The sequence below is a fragment of the Mycolicibacterium sp. P4_G11 genome (genome assembly GCF_056555145.1).
Genome location: NZ_JBFUJW010000005.1, coordinates 1 through 18,552 on the forward strand (window position 1 = coordinate 1; position 18,552 = coordinate 18,552).

Consider the following 18,552-nt stretch of genomic DNA (forward strand, 5'->3'; position numbering starts at 1 on the left):
CGGTTGCGGGGGAAGGTGTCTCGGGCGACGACGCGGCAGGTGCCCCTGCAGCTGGCGCCGTCGCGGCGGGCTCTGCCGGGGTGGTCTCGGCCGCCGGAGTCTTCGTCTCCGAGGTCTTCGTCTCCGAGGTCTTCGTCGCCGCGACCTTCACGGCCTCAGGCGTCGTCACCTTCTCCGCGCCCAGCGTGACCGTCGCACCCGACAAAGCAGCCGACGGAACAGCGGACGGTGCAGTATCGGCCACCTTCGCCGCGGGCGGCACCGGTGCGCCCAGCGCTTGTGCGATGGCTTGGCGAACGGCGACCGCCAGTACCGGGAGCAAGCCACCTCCCGGGGTCAGAAGCCCCCATAATCCCGTCGCCGGTGAGTACCCGTTGAGGAAGGCGTTGGTGAGCACGGCCGGGGCGTTGACGATCGCGTTCACAGCCGCCCCGAAGTTGCCGGCGCGCACCCCGTCGTACACCGCTTGCGCTGTGTCCCCAAACGCGCTCTCGACGCTGCCAACCATGCCGAGCGCAGAAAAGCCCACACCGACAAGAAGAGCGGGGCCTAGTTTGACGACGTCGGTGATGTGCTGCATGACCTGGCCGGGGATGTTGAGCATCTGACCTTGTAGCAATGCGAAGCCGGGGCTTATCACCAAGTTGAGCATGGCGGTGTATGCCGTGTTCAGGCCTCCACTGATCTGGCCGGCGGCCAGTTGTTGAGCTGCCTGCTGGAAAGCCGGCGGAAGTGCCTTCACGGCAGTGACGAAGCTGTTGCCGGCGGCGCCCAGGTCAGTGGCGATGGTGTTCGCGTAGCCGAGCTGGTTGATGATGATCTGCTTCAGGATGGGAGCCGGGTCGGCCCACACCTGCTGGCCGAGGGCCGAAACGTTGTTGAACGTTGTCGTGAGGACCTTCGCCCATTCGCTGATGGGATTGACCGACGCGGTCAACGTCGTCGCGAGGCTCGACACCGGGATCGCCGGCAGGTGCACCTGCTGCGGTGCCACCACTATCGGTGACAGCGCGATGGCACTCGCTCCGATCAGTGCCACCCCGCTCGTCATGCTGGTCCGCGTAATTGTTTGCAAAACTCCCCCTCAGTAATCGGTAACCTGCACCCGCAAATTACTTCACATTGATCACTGCGTGGGGCCAATTTCGCCACAAACTTTGCGAATTTTTGTGCACCACTTTCGCTATTCCATATTGAAATTCAACAGCGGAAAGTTAACCATCCAAGACAATTAACTACATAAAACTATTAGCGCAAAGATGTTGATATTTCGGACATGAATCGTTCTAGAACCCAGACGGCTCCTGATCGTGGATCGACGATTCAGGTATGCCCACGGCATCGTCATCGGGAACGAGCCCGCCGGCCGTCGCAATGGCACAGAGGAGAAGGCAGCTGCGGTGTGGGCGGCCTGGTTGATGGGCACGGAGCAGGGCAAGGTGGCGCGACGAAGGAGTGGGGTCGGTGCGCGCATGGATCGACGGGCCGACATCGATGAACGCCGTGCTCCCCGTGTGAGGACTACGGAGTCGCTGAAGGTCAGAGAATTTGAAGCAGTTCCAACGGGATCGCGGGTAGTGCTTGTGTCATTCGGTTAGCTCGGCCCTAGATCTTGCTCGCTGCGAAATCGGCTGCCTGCGTGACCTTTCCGGACTGCACGTAGGAACCGTGAGCGCCGGGGTCGAAGCCTCCGCCTTCCCAGCAGATCGGATCGGCCTGGGCGCACTGATCGATGGAGTTGGCGACATACTGCGGCGCCAGTTCCGGCAGCTGTCCGCCGGCGAGCATGCTCGCGAAACCGGTGCGCGGCGCACCGAACAGTGCGGTGGCGGCGACGTGACCGGCGACCTGCGGCGGCGCCGCGCTGGTGGCACCTTCGATCACCGCCGCACCCTGCGAGTAGCCGCCGAGCACCATCTTGGTCTTCGGGCAGTTGGCCGCGGTGGACTCGATGACCGAACGCGCTGCGTCGATGCCGGCCGGGGTGCTTTGGGCGAAGTCGTTGCTCGCCGGGTAATCGACCGCCGTCGCCTCAACAGAATGCGGCGCCACCCGGGCCCGCAGGTCGTCCACGAACGGGCGGCCCACACTGCCCAGGCCCGGCGGCTCCGTGGTGCCGCGGGCGAACACGACCTGGATGTCGGGGCAGGGTGCTGCTGCGGCGGGTGTCGCGATGAATGCCGGAACGGCTGGGGCAAGGGCCGCGAGGGCCATGAGCAGGGGGAGCTTGCGGGTCATACTTACCGATCGTAGGGCGGTGGCACGGCTACGCAACGCGTTTGATCCGTCACTACATTGGACGCGAGGTGATGTCCAGCCAGGCTTGGAATTCTCTCTTCTCCCGGCGCCGTTGCGCGCGCTTGTCGTGCGACCGTTCCATGGCCAGCCGCAGGCCCTTCGCATCAACCGAACCTCCGGCCCGATGATCCCTTGATACCGAATGGGTTCCATGAGTTTTCGATATCGGCGGTGCCGCTTTTCGGGCTGGCATCCGAGTGGGGTGGGCGCGGCGCAGATTGGTCGCCACCACCTCGCACCCGGCGCCAACCAGTAGCACCACCAATGCCGCCATTTCGTACTCTGCGTACATCATGATGGCGCCTTCTCTCCGTGCCCACCACGCCGGCGCACGGCCTCGGCCTTCGTGGCTGAGATTGTGATTTGTTGACACTCTCTACGATCGTCCGCCTACCGGCGCAGCGCCATAGCCCAAAGAGCGATATCTAGTCGCAGATAGATCGAGTTACTAGTGGGGCTACATCCACAGAGCGGCGATCACACCTTCGTGGCACCCATATCGACAGTCAATTGCGTTGCGGTGACGGCACGCGACAAATCCGACGCCAGGTAGATCACCGCGTCGGAGATGTCGTCGACAGTCGCGGGAAATGGGTCGCTGAGCATGCAGCCGAATGACATCAGGTAGGTCGGGTGATCAGTGAGCAACGTGCCGACGGTCGGATCCGCAGCAAGCACGGTGTCGACGCCCCACGGGTGGATGGAGTTGACCCGGATCTTGAACTCGGCGAGCTCGATGGCCGCCGACTTCGTCAGTCCGACCACTCCGTGCTTGGCAGCGCTGTAGTGAGCCTGGCCCGGCAATGACTTGATTCCGGCAACCGAGCTGATATTGATGATCGAGCCACCATTGCCCGCTGCAATCATATGCGGGACAGCGGCTTTCATCGTGCGCCAGACGCCGGTGAGGTTGACGTCCATCATCGTCTGCCACTCGTCGTCCGGCATCTCCCAGAAGCGCGCCCAGGTGCTGATACCCGCGTTGGCGACGACGACGTCGAGACGTCCGCCGAACCTGTCGACGCCTTCGTTGAGCACGGCATCCATGGCCGCAGAGTCCCGGACGTCGGCGACCGCCATCAGACACTTGCCGCCCGCGGCCTCGACGAGGCGCACCGTCTCGTGCAGGTCCGCCTCGCGGGGGCCGGGACACCCGCTGCGCGGCGTGACGTCGGCCGCGATGTCGATCCCGATGACCGAGGCCCCTTCACGCGCGAGTCGTATCGCGTGATTTCGCCCCATGCCCCGCGCAGTTCCGGTCACGAAGACGACCTTGCCGTCGAGAAGGCCCATGGCAACCTCCGGGTCTTGCTGATGCCACCGAAACGCCGTGGGATCAGTAAACGCTCGGCGATGGGGATTTGCTAGAGCCGACGGCGCGGGTACTGCCGTCGCAGCGCCACAGTCGAGTGCCCCCAGTCGGACTCGAACCGACACTTGGCGGATTTTAAGTCCGCTGCCTCTGCCAATTGGGCTATGGGGGCGGCGCTCACCCAGACCGCGCGGACACGACGTTAGCGCCTGCGCAGATCTCGACGTACCTCAGGCCGAGCATTGCGCCTATCGAAGCCGGCCGCGTCACCGCCGCCGTGGACGCACTCGGTCTCCCCGAGCGCCACGTCTCAGTGCAGCCGTGTCACCGGAGTTGCGTCGCAGGGCCTCGGAACATGTTCACCGACAATGGGATCGGACGCCACGCGGCCCTTGGTCGAGGCTTGGTCAGTCCAACGCGTCCCGTCCCATCGGCGAAACTCGTACCGGCGCAATGGATCGGGGTACCAGTTCGCACTCGGTGATTGCGCATTGGTGACCACAGCGCGGTCGGCCGAGGCAGCAGTCGCCATGGGTTCGGCCAGCATCAGCCCACGGCCAAGCGGGATTTCGCCGCCCAAGTTGAACCGGCCCTGGCGTTTGACGACCTCGGTCTGCGCGATCTCCAATGCCGCGGTGACGATGCCTCGGCCGGATTCGATGGCCGTGATCCGACCGCGCTGAACCACGAGAACCATCAGGTCCATGTCCAAGGAGACCGCCAACTCGACCTCGAGGGTGCCGGCCGACTTGCCGTTGACCAACACCTCGACGGTCCACGGGTGGCTGAACTCGATCCGGTGCGTCACCAGCTTCACGGTCTCCCGGGCCGCCGGGTTGTCGCCCGTCCGGCGGGCGGCGTCCATGAGCTCTGCAAATTTCTTCCATCCGTCGACGGCCAGATCAAGCAAGCTCTGCGACAGGAGGTCATCGATCTCCTTGGCCACCTCGCTCTCGACGAGAGACGAAACGCCGGGAAAGCGGGCAACGAGGTTGCTGACCGTCCCACTCTGCTGCAGCGAGTCGGCCAGCGCCTGAGTCGGTTCGACCGGCGCATCGCCATACAGGAGGTCTCGAACGGTCACCGTCTCAGTCAACGCGGATGTGCTCATCATCCACCCCTCTCAAGCTCACGACATCGGGCCGGGAATGCACCGCCACTTGAATCGCGTACGTCATCTCGTCGGCCGCCGGCCTCTCACGCAGCCTGACGACCGCCGGACCACAGGGCCGCGTGATGACCCGGACCCGCGGGGGCCGAAGTGCGCGCCGGCCGAAGTGGACGGCCGCGGCCAACAGGAGTACCGCAATGACACCAGCGACCACGACGACCGGCCACCATTTATGGGGCGGCGGCGGGATGATGGGAGGCGGTGACACCGGCGGTGTCGTGATAGGTGGCGGCACCGGCAGACCTAGGGTCACGATGGTGAATTCTCCAGTGTCCCAAGCTGATCCATCCGGACAGGAGGCGCGCACGGTATGACTGCCGACTGCGGCATCGCTTGGGACGGCAAACCACGTCGTGAATTCGCCGAGCCCATCGACAGCCACGTTGAACCGGGGTGGGGCGCCATCCCACGACAGCCCCACCGTCCGTTCGTGGTTGGCGCAGTTGAACTGCCAGCCGACGACCTGCACCGCGTCGCCTCCATGCCCTTGTGTCGGATCGAGCGAGATGGACGCCGCCGGCGTTCCCTGGTTCGTCACCGGGCTGACGACCGTGAACTGCTGACTGGCTGCGACGTCGGGATCGCCGGCGCAGGCGGCCAGCACCGTGTACTCGCCGTCGGACGCCGCCGGGGGAACGCCGAACGGGACACGGAAAGTGCCGGACGGGGCCTTGGTCGCCGGAGATCTGTCACCGTCCCAGAACAACAGCACGCTGCCACTGTCCGGGCAGGCAAAGCCCGTACCTGTCGCAGTCAATGCCGAGCCCGCGGGTCCCTTCGGGGTACTCAAAGTCAAAGTGGGTTTCGGGGTTTCGACCACCATGAAGGGCGCGGACGCCACCACTGATGCCTTACGCAGGGTCCCGCATACGGCGCTGACGGTGTGTGAGGCTGCCGGGCCATCCGGAACGGTGAACGCCAGGCTGCCAATGGCGGGGTCCACGGCCTTGGCGGCCAAAGGCTGGTCGTCCCACTGGAGGTGCGGCGCGTCGAGGCACGTCCCGAAGCCCTTGGGTGTAGCCGTCACCTGCGAGCCGGCGGGCCCCTTGCCGGGATCCAATGTGAGAGTGGGCTTCTCGGTCGCGTCGACGGTGAACGTCGCCGGAGCCACCGTGCGGGCCCCATCCAGGAGTCTGCACACCGCAGTCACTCTGTGCGCACCGGCCGGGCCGTCCGGCACCGTGAACGTCAGACCGGCAGATAGCGCCTGCCCATCCCACAGCAGGTGCGGGGCGTCCAGGCAATAGTCGAAGCCCGTGACGGTGGCCTTGACCTGAGCTCCCGCGCCACTGTGGGTGGGCTCAAGTGCGAGGGTGACCTGGTCCGTGGCCGGCACAGGTGCCGCGATGACCGGTGGTAGCGCTTTGAATGCAGGTAGAGCGGCCGTCGTGGGCGCAGTCGTTGTAGGCGCGGTAGTTGTGGACGACGGATCGGCGAAGACCACGCCCGCGCCCCCGAACAGGATCGCCAACGAGATCGCGCATCCGCGGGCCAGCGCACCTGCCGCGCGCCGCGAGTAGCGGCGAGAACGTAGCGCACCCATGGCGGCTCACCTCCTCTCACCTGGAAGCATCCGACGATGGCGCCTGTCCATCACGAGTACTGCAGTACTCGTTTCTCAGGTAGGTCGCTCGGAGAGGTGAAGTGCCGCAGCCAGAGCAGGCATCAGGACGTCAAGCCGTTGCCACCAAACACCCAGGTTTGGCTGCTAGCTTCGCGCCGAACCTGGGAAACGAGCCAACTTTTGCTGGAGGCAACCCGTGAACACGCTGGTCCGTCTGATCGCCGTCTTGGTCATCCCCGTCGTCCTGCTGGTGGGCGGCTGTGGGCACAAACAAGAAGCCGCGCAGGGAAACACCACATCGGATTCGATCCCCGCCGACCCGTCGGGCGACGCCGGTGACGCCGCGCCGATCTCCCAGACCTGCCCGGCGCAGGCCACCACGTCGTTCGCCAAGACCAAGTTCGTCGCGCACAGCGGCCTGGCCTTCGGCGCGTTCCACCGCTGGCTGTGGAAACCGTTCCAGGCCGGCACGTTCAAGAAGGGCGCCGACGGACGCATCAAGGCCTTCATCAAGGGCGGCCTCTCGGCGCTGTTCGTGAAGCGTGAAGTCCGGCTGGCCGCCACCGACGTGCAGGCCGACCCCACGCTGTGCAAGGCGATCATCGCGCCGCTCGACAAGCTCGGGGACACCGTCCAGGCCGCGTTCGACAAGCTGAAGGGCGGCGACGCCAGCGGCATCACCGACCTGAACACCTCGATCGGATCGATCGAATCCATCTCGCAGAAGGACGGCGTGCCGATCCAGGAGGACGAGAACGCCGACCTGACCAAGAAACCGGCCTAGGTCATTCAGCACGCCCCAGCAGCAGTGAGCGCTCCGCCTCATTGGTGCTGAGGTCGGCGGCCTGAGTGAACGCTGCCGACGCCTCGGAGGTTCTGCCCAAGCGCTCCAACAGGTCTCCGCGCACCGCGTGCGGCAGCGGCGATCTGGGCATGGGATCGGGGCCGAGCGCGTCGAGCACCGCCAGCCCGGCTTCCGCGCCATGCGCACGGCCGTGGGCCACCGCACGATTGACCTCGACAACAGCACCAGGGGCGGCGAAAGCGAGCACGTCGTACAGGTCGGCGATCCGATGCCAATCAGTGTCCTCGGCCCGGATTGCGCGGGCATGGCACGCCGCGATCGACGCTTGCAGGAAGTACGTCCCGACGGGTGCGCCTGTCGCGGCGAGCTTCTCCGCGCGGGCCAGTGCCTGCAGGCCGCGGCGCCGCAGCAGATGATCCCACCGGGCGCGGTCCTGATCGTCCAACAAGACGGGCGCTCCGTCGCGATCGGTACGCGCAGGAATCCGCGATGCCTGAAGTTCGACAAGTGCCTGCAGCCCAAGCGAATCCGGAATGTCCGGCACCATGGCGGCCACCATGCGCGCCAGCCGGATCGCTTCGAAGCAGAGATCGGGGCGCGTCCAATCCTCACCGGCGGTCGCCACATAGCCTTCGTTGAACGTGAGGTAGATGGCGGCGAGAACGTCGTCGATACGGTCGACGCGGTCGGCCCCCGCCGGCAGCTCCATGTCCACGCCGACGAGGCTCTTCTTCGCGCGGCTGATCCGTTGTGCCATGGTCGATTCCGGCACCAGGAAGGCGCGGGCTATCTCAGCGGTGCTCAGTCCCGACACCAGCCGCAGCGTCAGCGCCGCGCGCGACGCCGCCGACAGCTCGGGGTGACAAGTCAGGAACATCAGCCGGAGCACGTCGTCTTCGATGAAGTCGAGCTGCCCTTCGAAATCCGGCATGTCGACCTCCTCCAGCCGGTGCCCGACTTCCTCGGTCTTGCGGCGCAGTGTCTCCGCACGCCGGATGTGATCGATGGCGCGGCGCTTGGCCGCCGTCATGAGCCACGCGGCGGGGTTCGCGGGAATCCCGCGGTCGGGCCATTCCTCCAGTGCCGCAACGAGTGCGTCCTGCGCGGCGTCCTCGGCAAGGTCGATGTCGCGCGTCATGCGGGCCAGCGCCGCCACCAGGCGTGCCGATTCGGCGCGCCAGGCGGCGGTCACTGCGTCGGCGCCGGTCGAGCCGGCACCTCCGGTACGGGTCACCGCAATGTCAGGCGCCCGGTTCCGGCGCGCCTGCGGGACATCCGGTGTCCGCGGGGCCTTCGATCAGGTGCTGTTCGATCCGGCCTTCCCATTCCGGCCAGTACCGGCGATGCAGCTCGGTGAACTGCCGGCAGCCCTCGGCGGCCTCGGCCGGGTTGCGGTACTCCAGGATCGCGTAGCCGCCGATGATCTCCTTGCCTTCGGTGAACGGCCCGTCAGTGCTGCTCAGCTGCCCGGAACGCACCTCGTAGCCGACCCGACCCTCGCCCTGCCCCAGACCGCCGCCATCGAGGAAGATGCCATCAGCGGCATTCTTGGCGACGTACTCCCCCATCGCGTCCACCAGTTCCTGCGGCGGCGGACCTTGGTTGGGATCCATGATGACCAAACCCATGTAGCGCATTGCGTGACCTTTCGTCGTCGAGTCAATCCTTCACACACACGTCGAACGGACGGGGCCGTTTTCGACATTGCTACGGAAATGACTCGCGATCGAGCGAAAGTTCATCGCGATCTGGGCGCGACCGCCTACACGGTGACGGCGGCGTGCCGGGCCGGCTCGCTGCGGAAACGCGACGCCGGGCCGTTGATCCGCAGGACGCGCCACAGGATCTTGGCGATCGGGTTCATCAGGCCGGTGTCTTCGGCGAGCATGCGCACGTCACCGTAGATCTCGCGCAGCATCGTCCTGGATTCCGGCGCTCGCCAGAAGATCTCCTTCTTGACCGCCTTGGGAATCTCGAACTCACGCCAGAAGGAGCGGGGTGGCTTGGCGATCAACGACGCAGCCAGACGGAACGCCAGCGGATACATGATCGACAGCCCAAACCTGTTGAGCCGCCGCATCTCCGGGATGCGCCGACGCAGGAACTCGTGCGCGAACGAGATGTGTCGTGCTTCCTCGGCCACATGGATGGCCATGACGCGCTCCATGATCGGATGGATCGAACCATCCTCGCGCAGGATCGACTTCTGCATGTGGTCGATCGGCTCCTCGCCGCACAGCACCATCATGAAGAAGAACGTCGGCATCGGGCTCGCGAACAGCGGGAAGGCCCAGTTGAGCCATTTGACCCAGCGCGGCAGACCCGGGACGTCCACGCCCACGTGGTTCACCATCTCCTGGAACATCAGGGTGTGGTTGCCCTCTTCCACCGCTTCATGCAGGCAATGCCGGTACTCAGGGCTGCCGTTGGGCACCCAGAACGTGTACGCGAGGAGCCCGCGGATGAGCATGCTCTCGAACTGCTGACCGGCCTTGGCGATGTTTGCCTGGCGCCACATGCCGATCGCGATCCGCTTTTCCAGCGGTTGCGCCTGGTACCAGGCGCTCATGCCGATGGGGTCGCTCTTGGCCAGCACCCAGCGCGGGTCGTTCGCCGTCACCCGGAACTCCGGCGAATCCCACGAAACATCCAGATACGGATTGAAGTTTCGGCGCACAGAACCTGCTGAGAGCGTCTCCAGATTTGCGCAGTAGTCGATGTCGGCGCCCACGTCCATCCCAGCGCGCCACCTGCGGACCATCTTCGTAACAGCCATGACGTCGCCTCTTCTACGCATCGGAGCACCGTTGCTCACCCAGTCATATGGGACCCCCGGTCCCATATGATTGTCAAGGGTCGCTCTACCGCCGAACGTGAAGACGATGGTCAAAAATCGGCGGATGCTGACGATCTTCTTCACGCTCGGCTAGAGGTCGCCCAGCCCGAGGTGCTGCCTGACGGTGCCGGTCTGGACGGCCTGCCAACCGAGCCGGGTCAGCCCGACGTCGAAGCTGGAATGACTCGACGGGACCAAGACCCGCAGCAGCAGACCCGAGCGTTCGAGCAGTTGCATGGCCTCGGCGACCGCCCGCAGGTCGGGATTCTGAAACACATCACCGCGCGACGAGATGCCCGCGGAGAACATTCCGCGTGGAGCCCGGGCGCCGGTTCGCAGCCATGACACGACGTCCGTCATCGCTCCGCGCTCACTGTCGAACGACGATGATCCGAACAACGGCAGGATCGCCGCCGCGAGTTCAGCGACGGGCGCGGAAATCCACCACGGCTGGTCGCTGCTCGTCATGGCGGCAGTGAATCACGAGTTCTGCGGCTGCGCCGGAAGATTGGCGTAGTTCTCGACCGGAGAACGCCCCTTCGCGGCGCGCAGTGCCGCTGCCAGAAGCGCGTCGCGGAATTGCGGGTGCGCGATCGCAGCCAACGCCTCACCGCGTTCCCGGACGGTCTTGCCTTCCAGTTCCGCGGCACCGTATTCGGTGACGATGACGTCGACTTGGTGCCGCGGCGTGGTGATGACGGCGCCGGGCCCGAACCACGGCACGATCCGCGACCGCAGCTGGCCGTCCTTCACGAAAGTCGAAGGCAGACAGATGAGTGAGCGGTCCGACAGCTCCAGCCCGGCCCCGGCGACGAAGTCCTCCGCGCCGCCGATTCCGCTGAACTGTCCCGCGTCGATGGTGTCGGCAGTCACCTGCCCCTGAATGTCCACCGCGAGCGCGCCGTTGATGGAGACCATGTCGGTATTGGCGGCGATCACCTCCGGCGAGTTGACGATGTCGACGGGCAAGAACGCGACATCGCGATTGTCGTCGAGCCAGGAGTAGAGCTCCTGCGACCCGAACGCGAAGGTCGTGACGCTGACTCCGTCGTACTGTCCCTTGCCGGTGTTGCTGATCTTGCCGGCGCGATGTAGGTGCATGCAGCCGTCGGTGAACATCTCGGTGTGCAGGCCGTACCCGCTGCCGTCGCCCTCGGCCAGCAAGGTGGCAATCTGATTGGGAATTGCGCCGATTCCGGTCTGCAGCGTCGCCCCCGAACCGATGAAGCCGACGGCGTGCTGCGCGATCGCCCGCTCAACCTCCGTCGGCGGCACATCACCCCCGGGCAGGGCCAGCGGGGCGTCGGTCGAGCGCACCAGAATGTCGATCTCGTCGACGTGCAGTGAGTGACGGTGCGAGCCGTAGCCGAAAGTCCTTGGGTAGGCGTCGGAAACCTCGACGATGAGCAGACGTTGCGGGTCGGCGCCGGCGCGGCGCAACTCGTCGATGGTTCCGCCGGCGTGCAACGACAGCGAGCACCAACCGTCGGCATCGGGTGGCGTCGCCACTGTCGTCATCACCCGCGGCGCTTGCCGTTCCAGCAGTGGGGCGAACCGGCGAAAGTCCGCGGCCGCGAACTCGATGTCAGCGCCCATGTCCCGCAGCGCCCGCTCGATCGGGCCGAAGAAACCGGACACGTAGTGCACGCCCGGTCGCGAAAACAGTTCGGTACCAACGGCTAACAGCGCGCCGAACACTCGCAGGTTCGTCCAGTCCTGGCGCGCACCGAGCGCCCGCAGCACAGCCGGCGGCTGGCCGGGACCCAGGGTGATCCCGATCGTGTCGACCGGCCCCAGCCGGGCAGCCGCCTGGTCGGCACTGAGTTCGGTTGGCATCGCTGCCCTAGACGTCCATCTCGATCAGCACCCGGCGCAGCAGCTTGCCGGTTGTGTTGCGCGGCAACTCATCGATGAACACCACGTCGCGGGGCACCTTGTGCCGGGCCAGATTGTTCTTGACGAACGCCTTGATCTCATCGGGGTCCTGCGCAGCTCCCGGCTGCAACACGACAAATGCCCGCAGGCGCTTGCCCCACTCGACGTCGTCGACGCCGACCACGGCCGCGTCAAAGATGTCGTCCCGCTCCGCGAGGAGTTCTTCGACCTCTTGCGGGAAGACGTTCTCGCCACCGGAGACGATCATGTCGTCGTCACGGCCGTCGACGAACAGCAGCCCGTGGTCGTCGAAATGCCCCATGTCGCCGCTGGACATGTAGCCGTCGATGATCTGCTTGGTCCGGCCGTCGGTGTAACCGGCGAAGGGCGCGCCGTTGCGGACGAAGATGCGGCCGCGACGGTTGTTTCCCTTGATGCGTTGGTCGTTTTCGTCGTACAACACCACCTCGCACGTCACCGGCGCCCGTCCGGCGGTGCCCGGGGCGAGACGCAGTTCGGCCGGGGTGGCGACGCTGGCGATGGCGCATTCGGTCGAGCCGTACAAGTTGTGGAGCACGTCGCCGAAGGTGTCTTGGACCCGGTTGGACAGCTCCGGGCTCAGCGCCGACCCGGCGATGAGGATGGTGTTCAGCGACGAGGTGTCGTACTTGCCGATGACCTCGGGTCCCAGTTCGACGATCCGGTGCAGCATCGTCGGCACCGCGACCAGCATCTGCGCCTTGTGCTCGGCGATGAGCTGCAGGGTCCGCTCGGCGTTGAAGCGCCGGGCAGTCACCACCTTGTTGCCCAGAGCGGCGCCGACGGTGTAGGTGGCCCACCCGGTGCTGTGGAAGATGGGCGAGACGATGACCATGGTTCCCTTGCGCGGGAACGGAATTCGGTCGATGATCTGTGCCGTCGCCAAGGGCGACACCGAGCTGCGGGGTGCACCCTTCGGCAGGCCCGTCGTCCCGCTGGTGAGGATGACCGATCCACCCGCCTTGCTCGGCGCGGGCAGCGGCTCGATGGAGTTGGCCGCGATGATGGCGTCCAGGGTAAGCATCGACTCGGGCACGTCGACGCCCTCGTCGACCCACGTCAACCCGCGCGGCATGTCCGCGGGCAGGGCATCGAGCAGTCCGAGGAACTCGCTGTCGTGCAGCACCACCTTGACGCCTTCGCGCTCGCAGACCTGAGCGAACTGCGGTTTGGCGAACCCGGTGTTCATCAGCACCAGCCGGGCCCCGAGCTTTCCGCACGCCGCCATGGCAAGGACCAGACCACGATGGTCCCGGCACAGCAGCCCGACGACGGAGCCTTCGGTCACGCCCAGGCCCTGTAGCCCGCGCGCCAACGCCCAGGACTGGTCGTTCACCTCTCCGTAGGTCAAGGTGCCGCGTTCATCGACGAGCGCGGGCAGGTCCGCGTATTTGCGCCCGCCCTGGATGGCCATGGACGCCTGCGGACCGAATACCGGCGCGTTCTTGGCGGTCTCCACCATCACTCCAGGGTTGGACAGATCCAGAAATCCGGTCTCAACGAGCCGCTTCACCGCGTTCACGGACTCCCCGACACGGCCCAGCTTCTGCAGCACTCCACCGACGACGTCGAACACCAAAACCTCCCGAGTCTGAGGGGTGATCGACCCCACACGACTGGCACGTTAGCCGGTAGAACGCCTCGAGGACACCACCTACCCGGAGCTAGGCACTACACAACGTCAACTGCGGCCGTGGCAGCCGGTACCTGATGCACCCCTCGGTCACTGCGTCATCGATCTCGTCGACCGCGTCGCGGTCCAAGCAAAGACCCGAAATCCCCAATCGCCCAACAAGAGCGTGCCAGCGGATGTCGGCCAGTTCGCCCATCAGGTTGTCGACCACTGCCGTGCACTCGGCTCCGTCGCAATCAGCCTCGAGGCCGGCGATACACAGCCCGGGACGCCCGCGTAGGACCGATACACCGCATCCCATCTGTAGCCACACTCCACGCAGGCCCAGGCCCGCGCAGGAAGACAGCACGTCGGCCTGGTGTGCCGACGAAATCACCAGTCGGCCTATACCCATACGCGCCGCCCACAGAATCTCATCATCGGTGAGGTCGTCGCAGTGCACACCGATCCGCCCCGGTGCCACGCCGACGGCAAGTACCGCATCAAGCTCCCGCCCGCCAACAGCGCTGACCAGAAGTCCGCCGCGGACCACCCGGCGAGCGACATCCGACGCGGATAACGACGCTGCCGGGCAGGCAATTTCAATGCCCGGTACAGCGGACAGCAACATGAGACCTCCAAAAGCGGTGTGTTTCTCCAGGCTTACCCGTGTCACCAGCGACAACGGCCGGCTCTGCCAGAGTCTTGATGTGACCGCACCAAAAACTTGCGGCTTCTTAACGCCACTCGACCCCTTTGCCTCCAGGGTGTAAAGACGCTGGGCACCACCTGTGGGCACCAGCCAAAATTGCCAGACTCACCCTTTTGACCTGGTAAAACTCCGGCCAGTTCAGCCAGCTCGCGCCCGGAAATGCTCCCCGGATATGACCCATGTCACCGTGCCCGCAAGGACTCCGTAAATGAACGCGCGGAGCCCGTAAGGAAAGCATCAAGACCAGAGCCGGACCCACCGTGGCGGCGTTTACTTCGCCTCGTGGGCGCCGCCGAGACGCGCCCGAACGGAGCCAACATGTCTGTCGCGATTTTCGTCGTGCTGACCATCGCATTGTTCGCGGTGCTCGGCCTGATCCAGAAGGCGGTGGAACGCCTGTGAACTACGCCAACGCCATCGGCCTGGTGCTGTGTCTGGTGATCGCACTGTTCCTCGTCGCCGCGCTGCTCTTTCCGGAGCGGTTCTAGTGAGCCCCACCGCCGCAGGCATCACGTTCCTGCTCTCACTCATCGTCGCGCTCGCGGCGGTCCATGTGCCGTTGGGCGACTACATGTTCCGCGTGTACACGTCGGAAAAGCACTCGCGCGCAGAACGTCTCATCTACAAGGCGATCGGCGCCGATCCGCATGCCGAACAGAACTGGGGCGCCTACGCCCGCAGCGCGCTGGCCTTCTCCGCCATCTCCCTGCTGTTCCTGTTCGCCTTCCAACTGGTGCAGGGCCTGCTGCCGCTGCACCTGAACAACCCGGCCACCCCGATGACGGCCGACCTGGCGTGGAACACCGCCGTCAGTTTCGTCACCAACACCAACTGGCAGGCCTACTCGGGCGAGACCACCCAGGGCCACCTGGTCCAGATGGCCGGCCTGTCGGTGCAGAACTTCGTCTCGGCCGCCGTCGGCATGGCCGTGGCCGTCGCACTGGTCCGCGGGTTCGCCCGTAGGCACGCCACCGAACTGGGCAACTTCTGGGTCGACCTGGTGCGCGGCACCATCCGAATCCTGTTGCCGCTCGCGGTGATTGCCGCGGTGATCCTGATCGCCGGTGGCGTGATCCAGAACTTCCACCTGCACGACCAGATCGTCGACACCCTGGCCGGCGCCCAGCAGACCATCACCGGTGGCCCAGTGGCCAGCCAGGAAGTCATCAAGGAACTGGGTACCAATGGTGGCGGTTTCTTCAACGCGAACTCGGCGCACCCGTTCGAGAACGCGACCGCCTGGACCAACTGGCTGGAAATCTTTCTGCTGCTGGTGATCTCGTTCTCCCTGCCGCGGACCTTCGGCCGCATGGTCGACAGCCGCAAGCAGGGTTACGCGATCGTCGCGGTGATGGCCACGCTCGCCCTGATCAGCTGCAGCCTCATGATGCTGTTCCAAGGACAGCACCACGGCACCGTGCCCACCGCCATCGGGTCGGCGATGGAAGGCGTGGAACAGCGCTTCGGCGTGGCCAATTCGGCAGTCTTCGCCACCGCCACCACGCTGACCTCCACCGGTGCGGTGGATTCGTTCCACGACTCGTACACCTCGCTCGGCGGCATGATGACGATGTTCAACATGCAGCTCGGTGAGGTCGCACCGGGCGGTACCGGGTCCGGCCTGTACGGCATGCTGATCCTCGCGGTGATCACGGTGTTCGTGGCGGGCCTCATGGTGGGGCGCACCCCCGAGTACCTGGGCAAGAAGATCACTCCACGTGAGATCAAGCTGGCGGCAAGCTATTTCCTAGTGACCCCGCTGATCGTGTTGACCGGCACCGCTTTTGCCATGGCCCTGCCGGGTGAACGCGCGGCGATGCTCAACGCGGGCCCGCACGGCCTGTCCGAAGTGCTGTACGCCTTCACCTCCGCGGCCAACAACAACGGCTCGGCGTTCGCAGGCCTCTCGGTCAATACCGTTTGGTACAACACGGCTTTGGGCCTGGCGATGCTGATCGGCCGCTTCCTGCCGATGATCCTGGTGCTGGCGCTGGCCGGCTCGCTGGCCAAGCAGGGCAGCACTCCCCCGTCGATCGGCACGCTGCCGACGCACCGTCCGCAGTTCGTCGGCATGGTCGCCGGCGTGACGCTGATCCTGGTCGCCCTCACCTTCCTGCCGGCCCTCGCGCTCGGCCCCCTTGCTGAAGGAATCCACTAGATGTCCACCAACACCGCAACCGTCGGGATCGCTGACCCCGACCACCCCGCACAGGCCCACGGCGCCAAGAGCAAGGGCCGCGTGCAAGGCGGCCTGCTCGACCCCAAGATGCTGTGGAAGTCGCTGCCGGACGCCCTGCGCAAGCTGGACCCGCGCACCCTGTGGCGCAACCCCGTGATGTTGATCGTCGAGATCGGCGCCGTCTGGTCGACGGTCCTGGCCGCGTTGGAGCCCAGCTGGTTCGCCTGGCTGATCGTGTTCTGGCTCTGGCTGACAGTCGTTTTCGCGAACCTGGCCGAAGCTGTTGCCGAAGGCCGCGGCAAAGCGCAGGCCGCGAGCCTGCGCAAGACCCAGTCCGACACCATGGCCCGCAAGCTGGTCGGCTGGGCGCCGGGCAGCGCCGGAACCGAAGAGGAGATCGCCGCTCCGCTGCTGCAGCAGGGCGACATCGTCGTGGTCGAGGCCGGGCAGGTCATCCCTGGCGACGGTGACGTGGTGGAAGGCATTGCCTCCGTTGACGAGTCGGCAATCACCGGCGAATCAGCCCCCGTCATCCGGGAATCCGGTGGCGACCGCAGCGCCGTCACCGGCGGCACCACGGTGCTGTCCGACCGGATCGTCGTGCAGATCACCCAGAAGCCGGGCGAGAGCTTCGTCGATCGCATGATCGCGCTCGTCGAGGGCGCCAACCGGCAGAAGACCCCCAACGAGATCGCGCTCAACATCCTGCTGGCCGCGTTGACGATCATCTTCGTGTTCGCCGTCGCGACCCTGCAGCCGCTGGCCATCTACTCGAAGGCCAACAACCCGGGCGTGCCCGACACCGAGGCGCTCGATGCCTTCGGCGTCACCGGCATCGTGATGGTCTCGCTGCTGGTCTGTTTGATCCCCACCACAATTGGTGCACTGCTGTCCGCCATCGGTATCGCCGGCATGGACCGGCTGGTGCAGCGCAACGTGCTGGCCATGTCCGGCCGCGCCGTCGAAGCCGCCGGCGACGTCAACACCCTGCTGCTCGACAAGACGGGCACCATCACCCTCGGCAACCGCCAGGCGTCGGGCTTCCTCCCGGTGCCCGGTGTCACCGCTGAGCAGCTCGCCGATGCGGCGCAGCTGTCCAGCCTCGCCGACGAGACCCCCGAGGGTCGGTCGATCGTGGTGTACGCCAAGGAAACCTACGGCCTGCGCGCCCGTACCCCGGGTGAGTTGACCGACGCCACCTGGATCGAGTTCACGGCGCTGACCCGCATGTCGGGCGTGGATCTGCACGACGGCCAGCAGCTGCGCAAGGGTGCGGCCAACTCCGTCGCCGACTGGATTCGGGGCCACGGCGGCACCGTGCCATTCGAATTGGGCGAGATCGTCGACGGCATCTCCGCGGCGGGCGGCACCCCGTTGGTGGTCGGTCGCATTCAGCAGGGCAAGGCCGAAGTGCTCGGCGTGATCCACCTCAAGGACGTCGTCAAGCAAGGCATGCGGGAGCGGTTCGACGAGATGCGCAAGATGGGCATCCGCACCGTCATGATCACCGGCGACAACCCGTTGACCGCCAAGGCGATTGCCGACGAGGCCGGGGTTGACGACTTCCTGGCCGAAGCCACGCCCGAGGACAAGCTGGCACTGATCAAGAAGGAACAGGCGGGCGGCAAGCTCGTCGCGATGACCGGTGACGGCACCAACGACGCCCCCGCGCTGGCCCAGGCCGACGTCGGCGTCGCGATGAACACCGGCACCTCGGCGGCCAAAGAGGCCGGCAACATGGTCGACCTCGACTCCGACCCGACCAAGCTCATCGAGATCGTGGAGATCGGCAAGCAGTTGCTGATCACCCGCGGCGCGTTGACCACGTTCTCCATCGCCAACGACATCGCGAAGTACTTCGCGATCATCCCGGCGATGTTCGTGGCCCTGTTCCCCGGCCTGGATCTGCTGAACATCATGCGGCTGCACAGCCCGCAGTCGGCGATCCTGTCCGCGGTGATCTTCAACGCCCTGGTGATCATCGCGTTGATCCCGCTGTCGCTGCGCGGTGTCCGATACACCCCCAGCAGTGCGTCAAAGCTCTTGAGCCGCAACCTGTATGTCTATGGCCTCGGCGGCATCATCGCCCCGTTCATCGGCATCAAACTCATCGACCTGCTCATCCAGTTCATCCCGGGGATGTCTTAAT

At 65.7% G+C, this 18,552-nt stretch carries 16 protein-coding genes and 1 tRNA gene; 4 read left to right on the top strand and 13 right to left on the bottom strand.

Annotated features, from left to right (window positions below; translation table 11 throughout):
* The 6 genes from AC1U2B_RS11260 to AC1U2B_RS11285 form a co-directional block, all read right to left on the bottom strand.
* On the bottom strand, positions 1-1,051 hold a 1,051-nt coding region (locus AC1U2B_RS11260; protein ID WP_480216869.1), incomplete at its 3' end, for a hypothetical protein.
* Between the two features lie 554 nt (positions 1,052-1,605).
* Complete coding sequence (locus AC1U2B_RS11265; RefSeq protein WP_480216870.1) at positions 1,606-2,238, bottom strand: cutinase family protein; 633 nt, start codon at positions 2,236-2,238, stop codon at positions 1,606-1,608.
* Positions 2,239-2,775: 537 nt separating this feature from the next.
* Positions 2,776-3,591 carry a mycofactocin-coupled SDR family oxidoreductase gene (locus tag AC1U2B_RS11270; RefSeq protein WP_480216871.1) on the bottom strand — a complete coding sequence of 272 codons (816 nt, stop codon included), beginning with the start codon at positions 3,589-3,591 and terminating at the stop codon, positions 2,776-2,778.
* 117 nt (positions 3,592-3,708) lie between these two features.
* Positions 3,709-3,782, bottom strand: a tRNA-Leu gene (locus AC1U2B_RS11275).
* A gap of 138 nt (positions 3,783-3,920) precedes the next feature.
* A complete protein-coding gene (locus tag AC1U2B_RS11280) occupies positions 3,921-4,694 on the bottom strand; it encodes a DUF2510 domain-containing protein (RefSeq protein WP_480216872.1) in 774 nt (257 codons plus the stop codon).
* Positions 4,695-4,698: 4 nt separating this feature from the next.
* On the bottom strand, positions 4,699-6,324 hold the full coding sequence (locus tag AC1U2B_RS11285; RefSeq protein ID WP_480216873.1) for a hypothetical protein: 1,626 nt from the start codon (positions 6,322-6,324) through the stop codon (positions 4,699-4,701).
* Between the two features lie 217 nt (positions 6,325-6,541).
* Here AC1U2B_RS11285 and AC1U2B_RS11290 point away from each other — a divergent pair, with 217 nt between their 5' ends.
* Complete coding sequence (locus tag AC1U2B_RS11290; RefSeq protein ID WP_260932482.1) at positions 6,542-7,129, top strand: hypothetical protein; 588 nt, start codon at positions 6,542-6,544, stop codon at positions 7,127-7,129.
* A gap of 1 nt (position 7,130) precedes the next feature.
* Here AC1U2B_RS11290 and AC1U2B_RS11295 read toward each other — a convergent pair whose 3' ends face one another.
* The 7 genes from AC1U2B_RS11295 to AC1U2B_RS11325 form a co-directional block, all read right to left on the bottom strand.
* A complete protein-coding gene (locus AC1U2B_RS11295; RefSeq protein WP_480216874.1) occupies positions 7,131-8,384 on the bottom strand; it encodes an RNA polymerase sigma factor in 1,254 nt (417 codons plus the stop codon).
* A gap of 7 nt (positions 8,385-8,391) precedes the next feature.
* The gene (locus AC1U2B_RS11300; RefSeq protein ID WP_043984100.1) at positions 8,392-8,787 is read right to left on the bottom strand and encodes a YciI family protein; all 396 of its coding nucleotides are present in this window, start codon (positions 8,785-8,787) and stop codon (positions 8,392-8,394) included.
* A gap of 125 nt (positions 8,788-8,912) precedes the next feature.
* Positions 8,913-9,926 (bottom strand): AurF N-oxygenase family protein, encoded by a 1,014-nt coding sequence (locus AC1U2B_RS11305; protein ID WP_480216875.1) that lies wholly within the window; start codon positions 9,924-9,926, stop codon positions 8,913-8,915.
* Positions 9,927-10,076: 150 nt separating this feature from the next.
* Positions 10,077-10,454 carry a hypothetical protein gene (locus AC1U2B_RS11310; protein ID WP_043984098.1) on the bottom strand — a complete coding sequence of 126 codons (378 nt, stop codon included), beginning with the start codon at positions 10,452-10,454 and terminating at the stop codon, positions 10,077-10,079.
* 12 nt (positions 10,455-10,466) lie between these two features.
* Positions 10,467-11,822: an acetyl-CoA hydrolase/transferase family protein gene (locus AC1U2B_RS11315; protein WP_480216876.1), complete on the bottom strand. Its 1,356-nt coding sequence runs from the start codon at positions 11,820-11,822 to the stop codon at positions 10,467-10,469.
* A 7-nt stretch (positions 11,823-11,829) separates the two neighbouring features.
* Positions 11,830-13,476, bottom strand: coding sequence for an acyl-CoA synthetase (locus AC1U2B_RS11320; protein WP_480216877.1), 1,647 nt, complete (start codon positions 13,474-13,476; stop codon positions 11,830-11,832).
* 88 nt (positions 13,477-13,564) lie between these two features.
* Positions 13,565-14,143: a hypothetical protein gene (locus AC1U2B_RS11325; protein WP_480216878.1), complete on the bottom strand. Its 579-nt coding sequence runs from the start codon at positions 14,141-14,143 to the stop codon at positions 13,565-13,567.
* Positions 14,144-14,622: 479 nt separating this feature from the next.
* Here AC1U2B_RS11325 and AC1U2B_RS11330 point away from each other — a divergent pair, with 479 nt between their 5' ends.
* Genes AC1U2B_RS11330 through kdpB form a run of 3 tightly spaced genes read left to right on the top strand, consistent with a single transcriptional unit; the run spans position 14,623 to position 18,551 of the window.
* The gene (locus AC1U2B_RS11330; protein ID WP_020099126.1) at positions 14,623-14,712 is read left to right on the top strand and encodes a K+-transporting ATPase subunit F; all 90 of its coding nucleotides are present in this window, start codon (positions 14,623-14,625) and stop codon (positions 14,710-14,712) included.
* A complete protein-coding gene (kdpA, locus tag AC1U2B_RS11335) occupies positions 14,712-16,382 on the top strand; it encodes a potassium-transporting ATPase subunit KdpA (protein WP_480216879.1) in 1,671 nt (556 codons plus the stop codon). Before AC1U2B_RS11330 ends, kdpA begins: the two co-directional genes overlap by 1 nt.
* Entirely contained in the window at positions 16,383-18,551 is a 2,169-nt protein-coding gene (kdpB, locus tag AC1U2B_RS11340) for a potassium-transporting ATPase subunit KdpB (RefSeq protein ID WP_043399003.1), read from the top strand.
* Position 18,552: the final 1 nt, after the last annotated feature.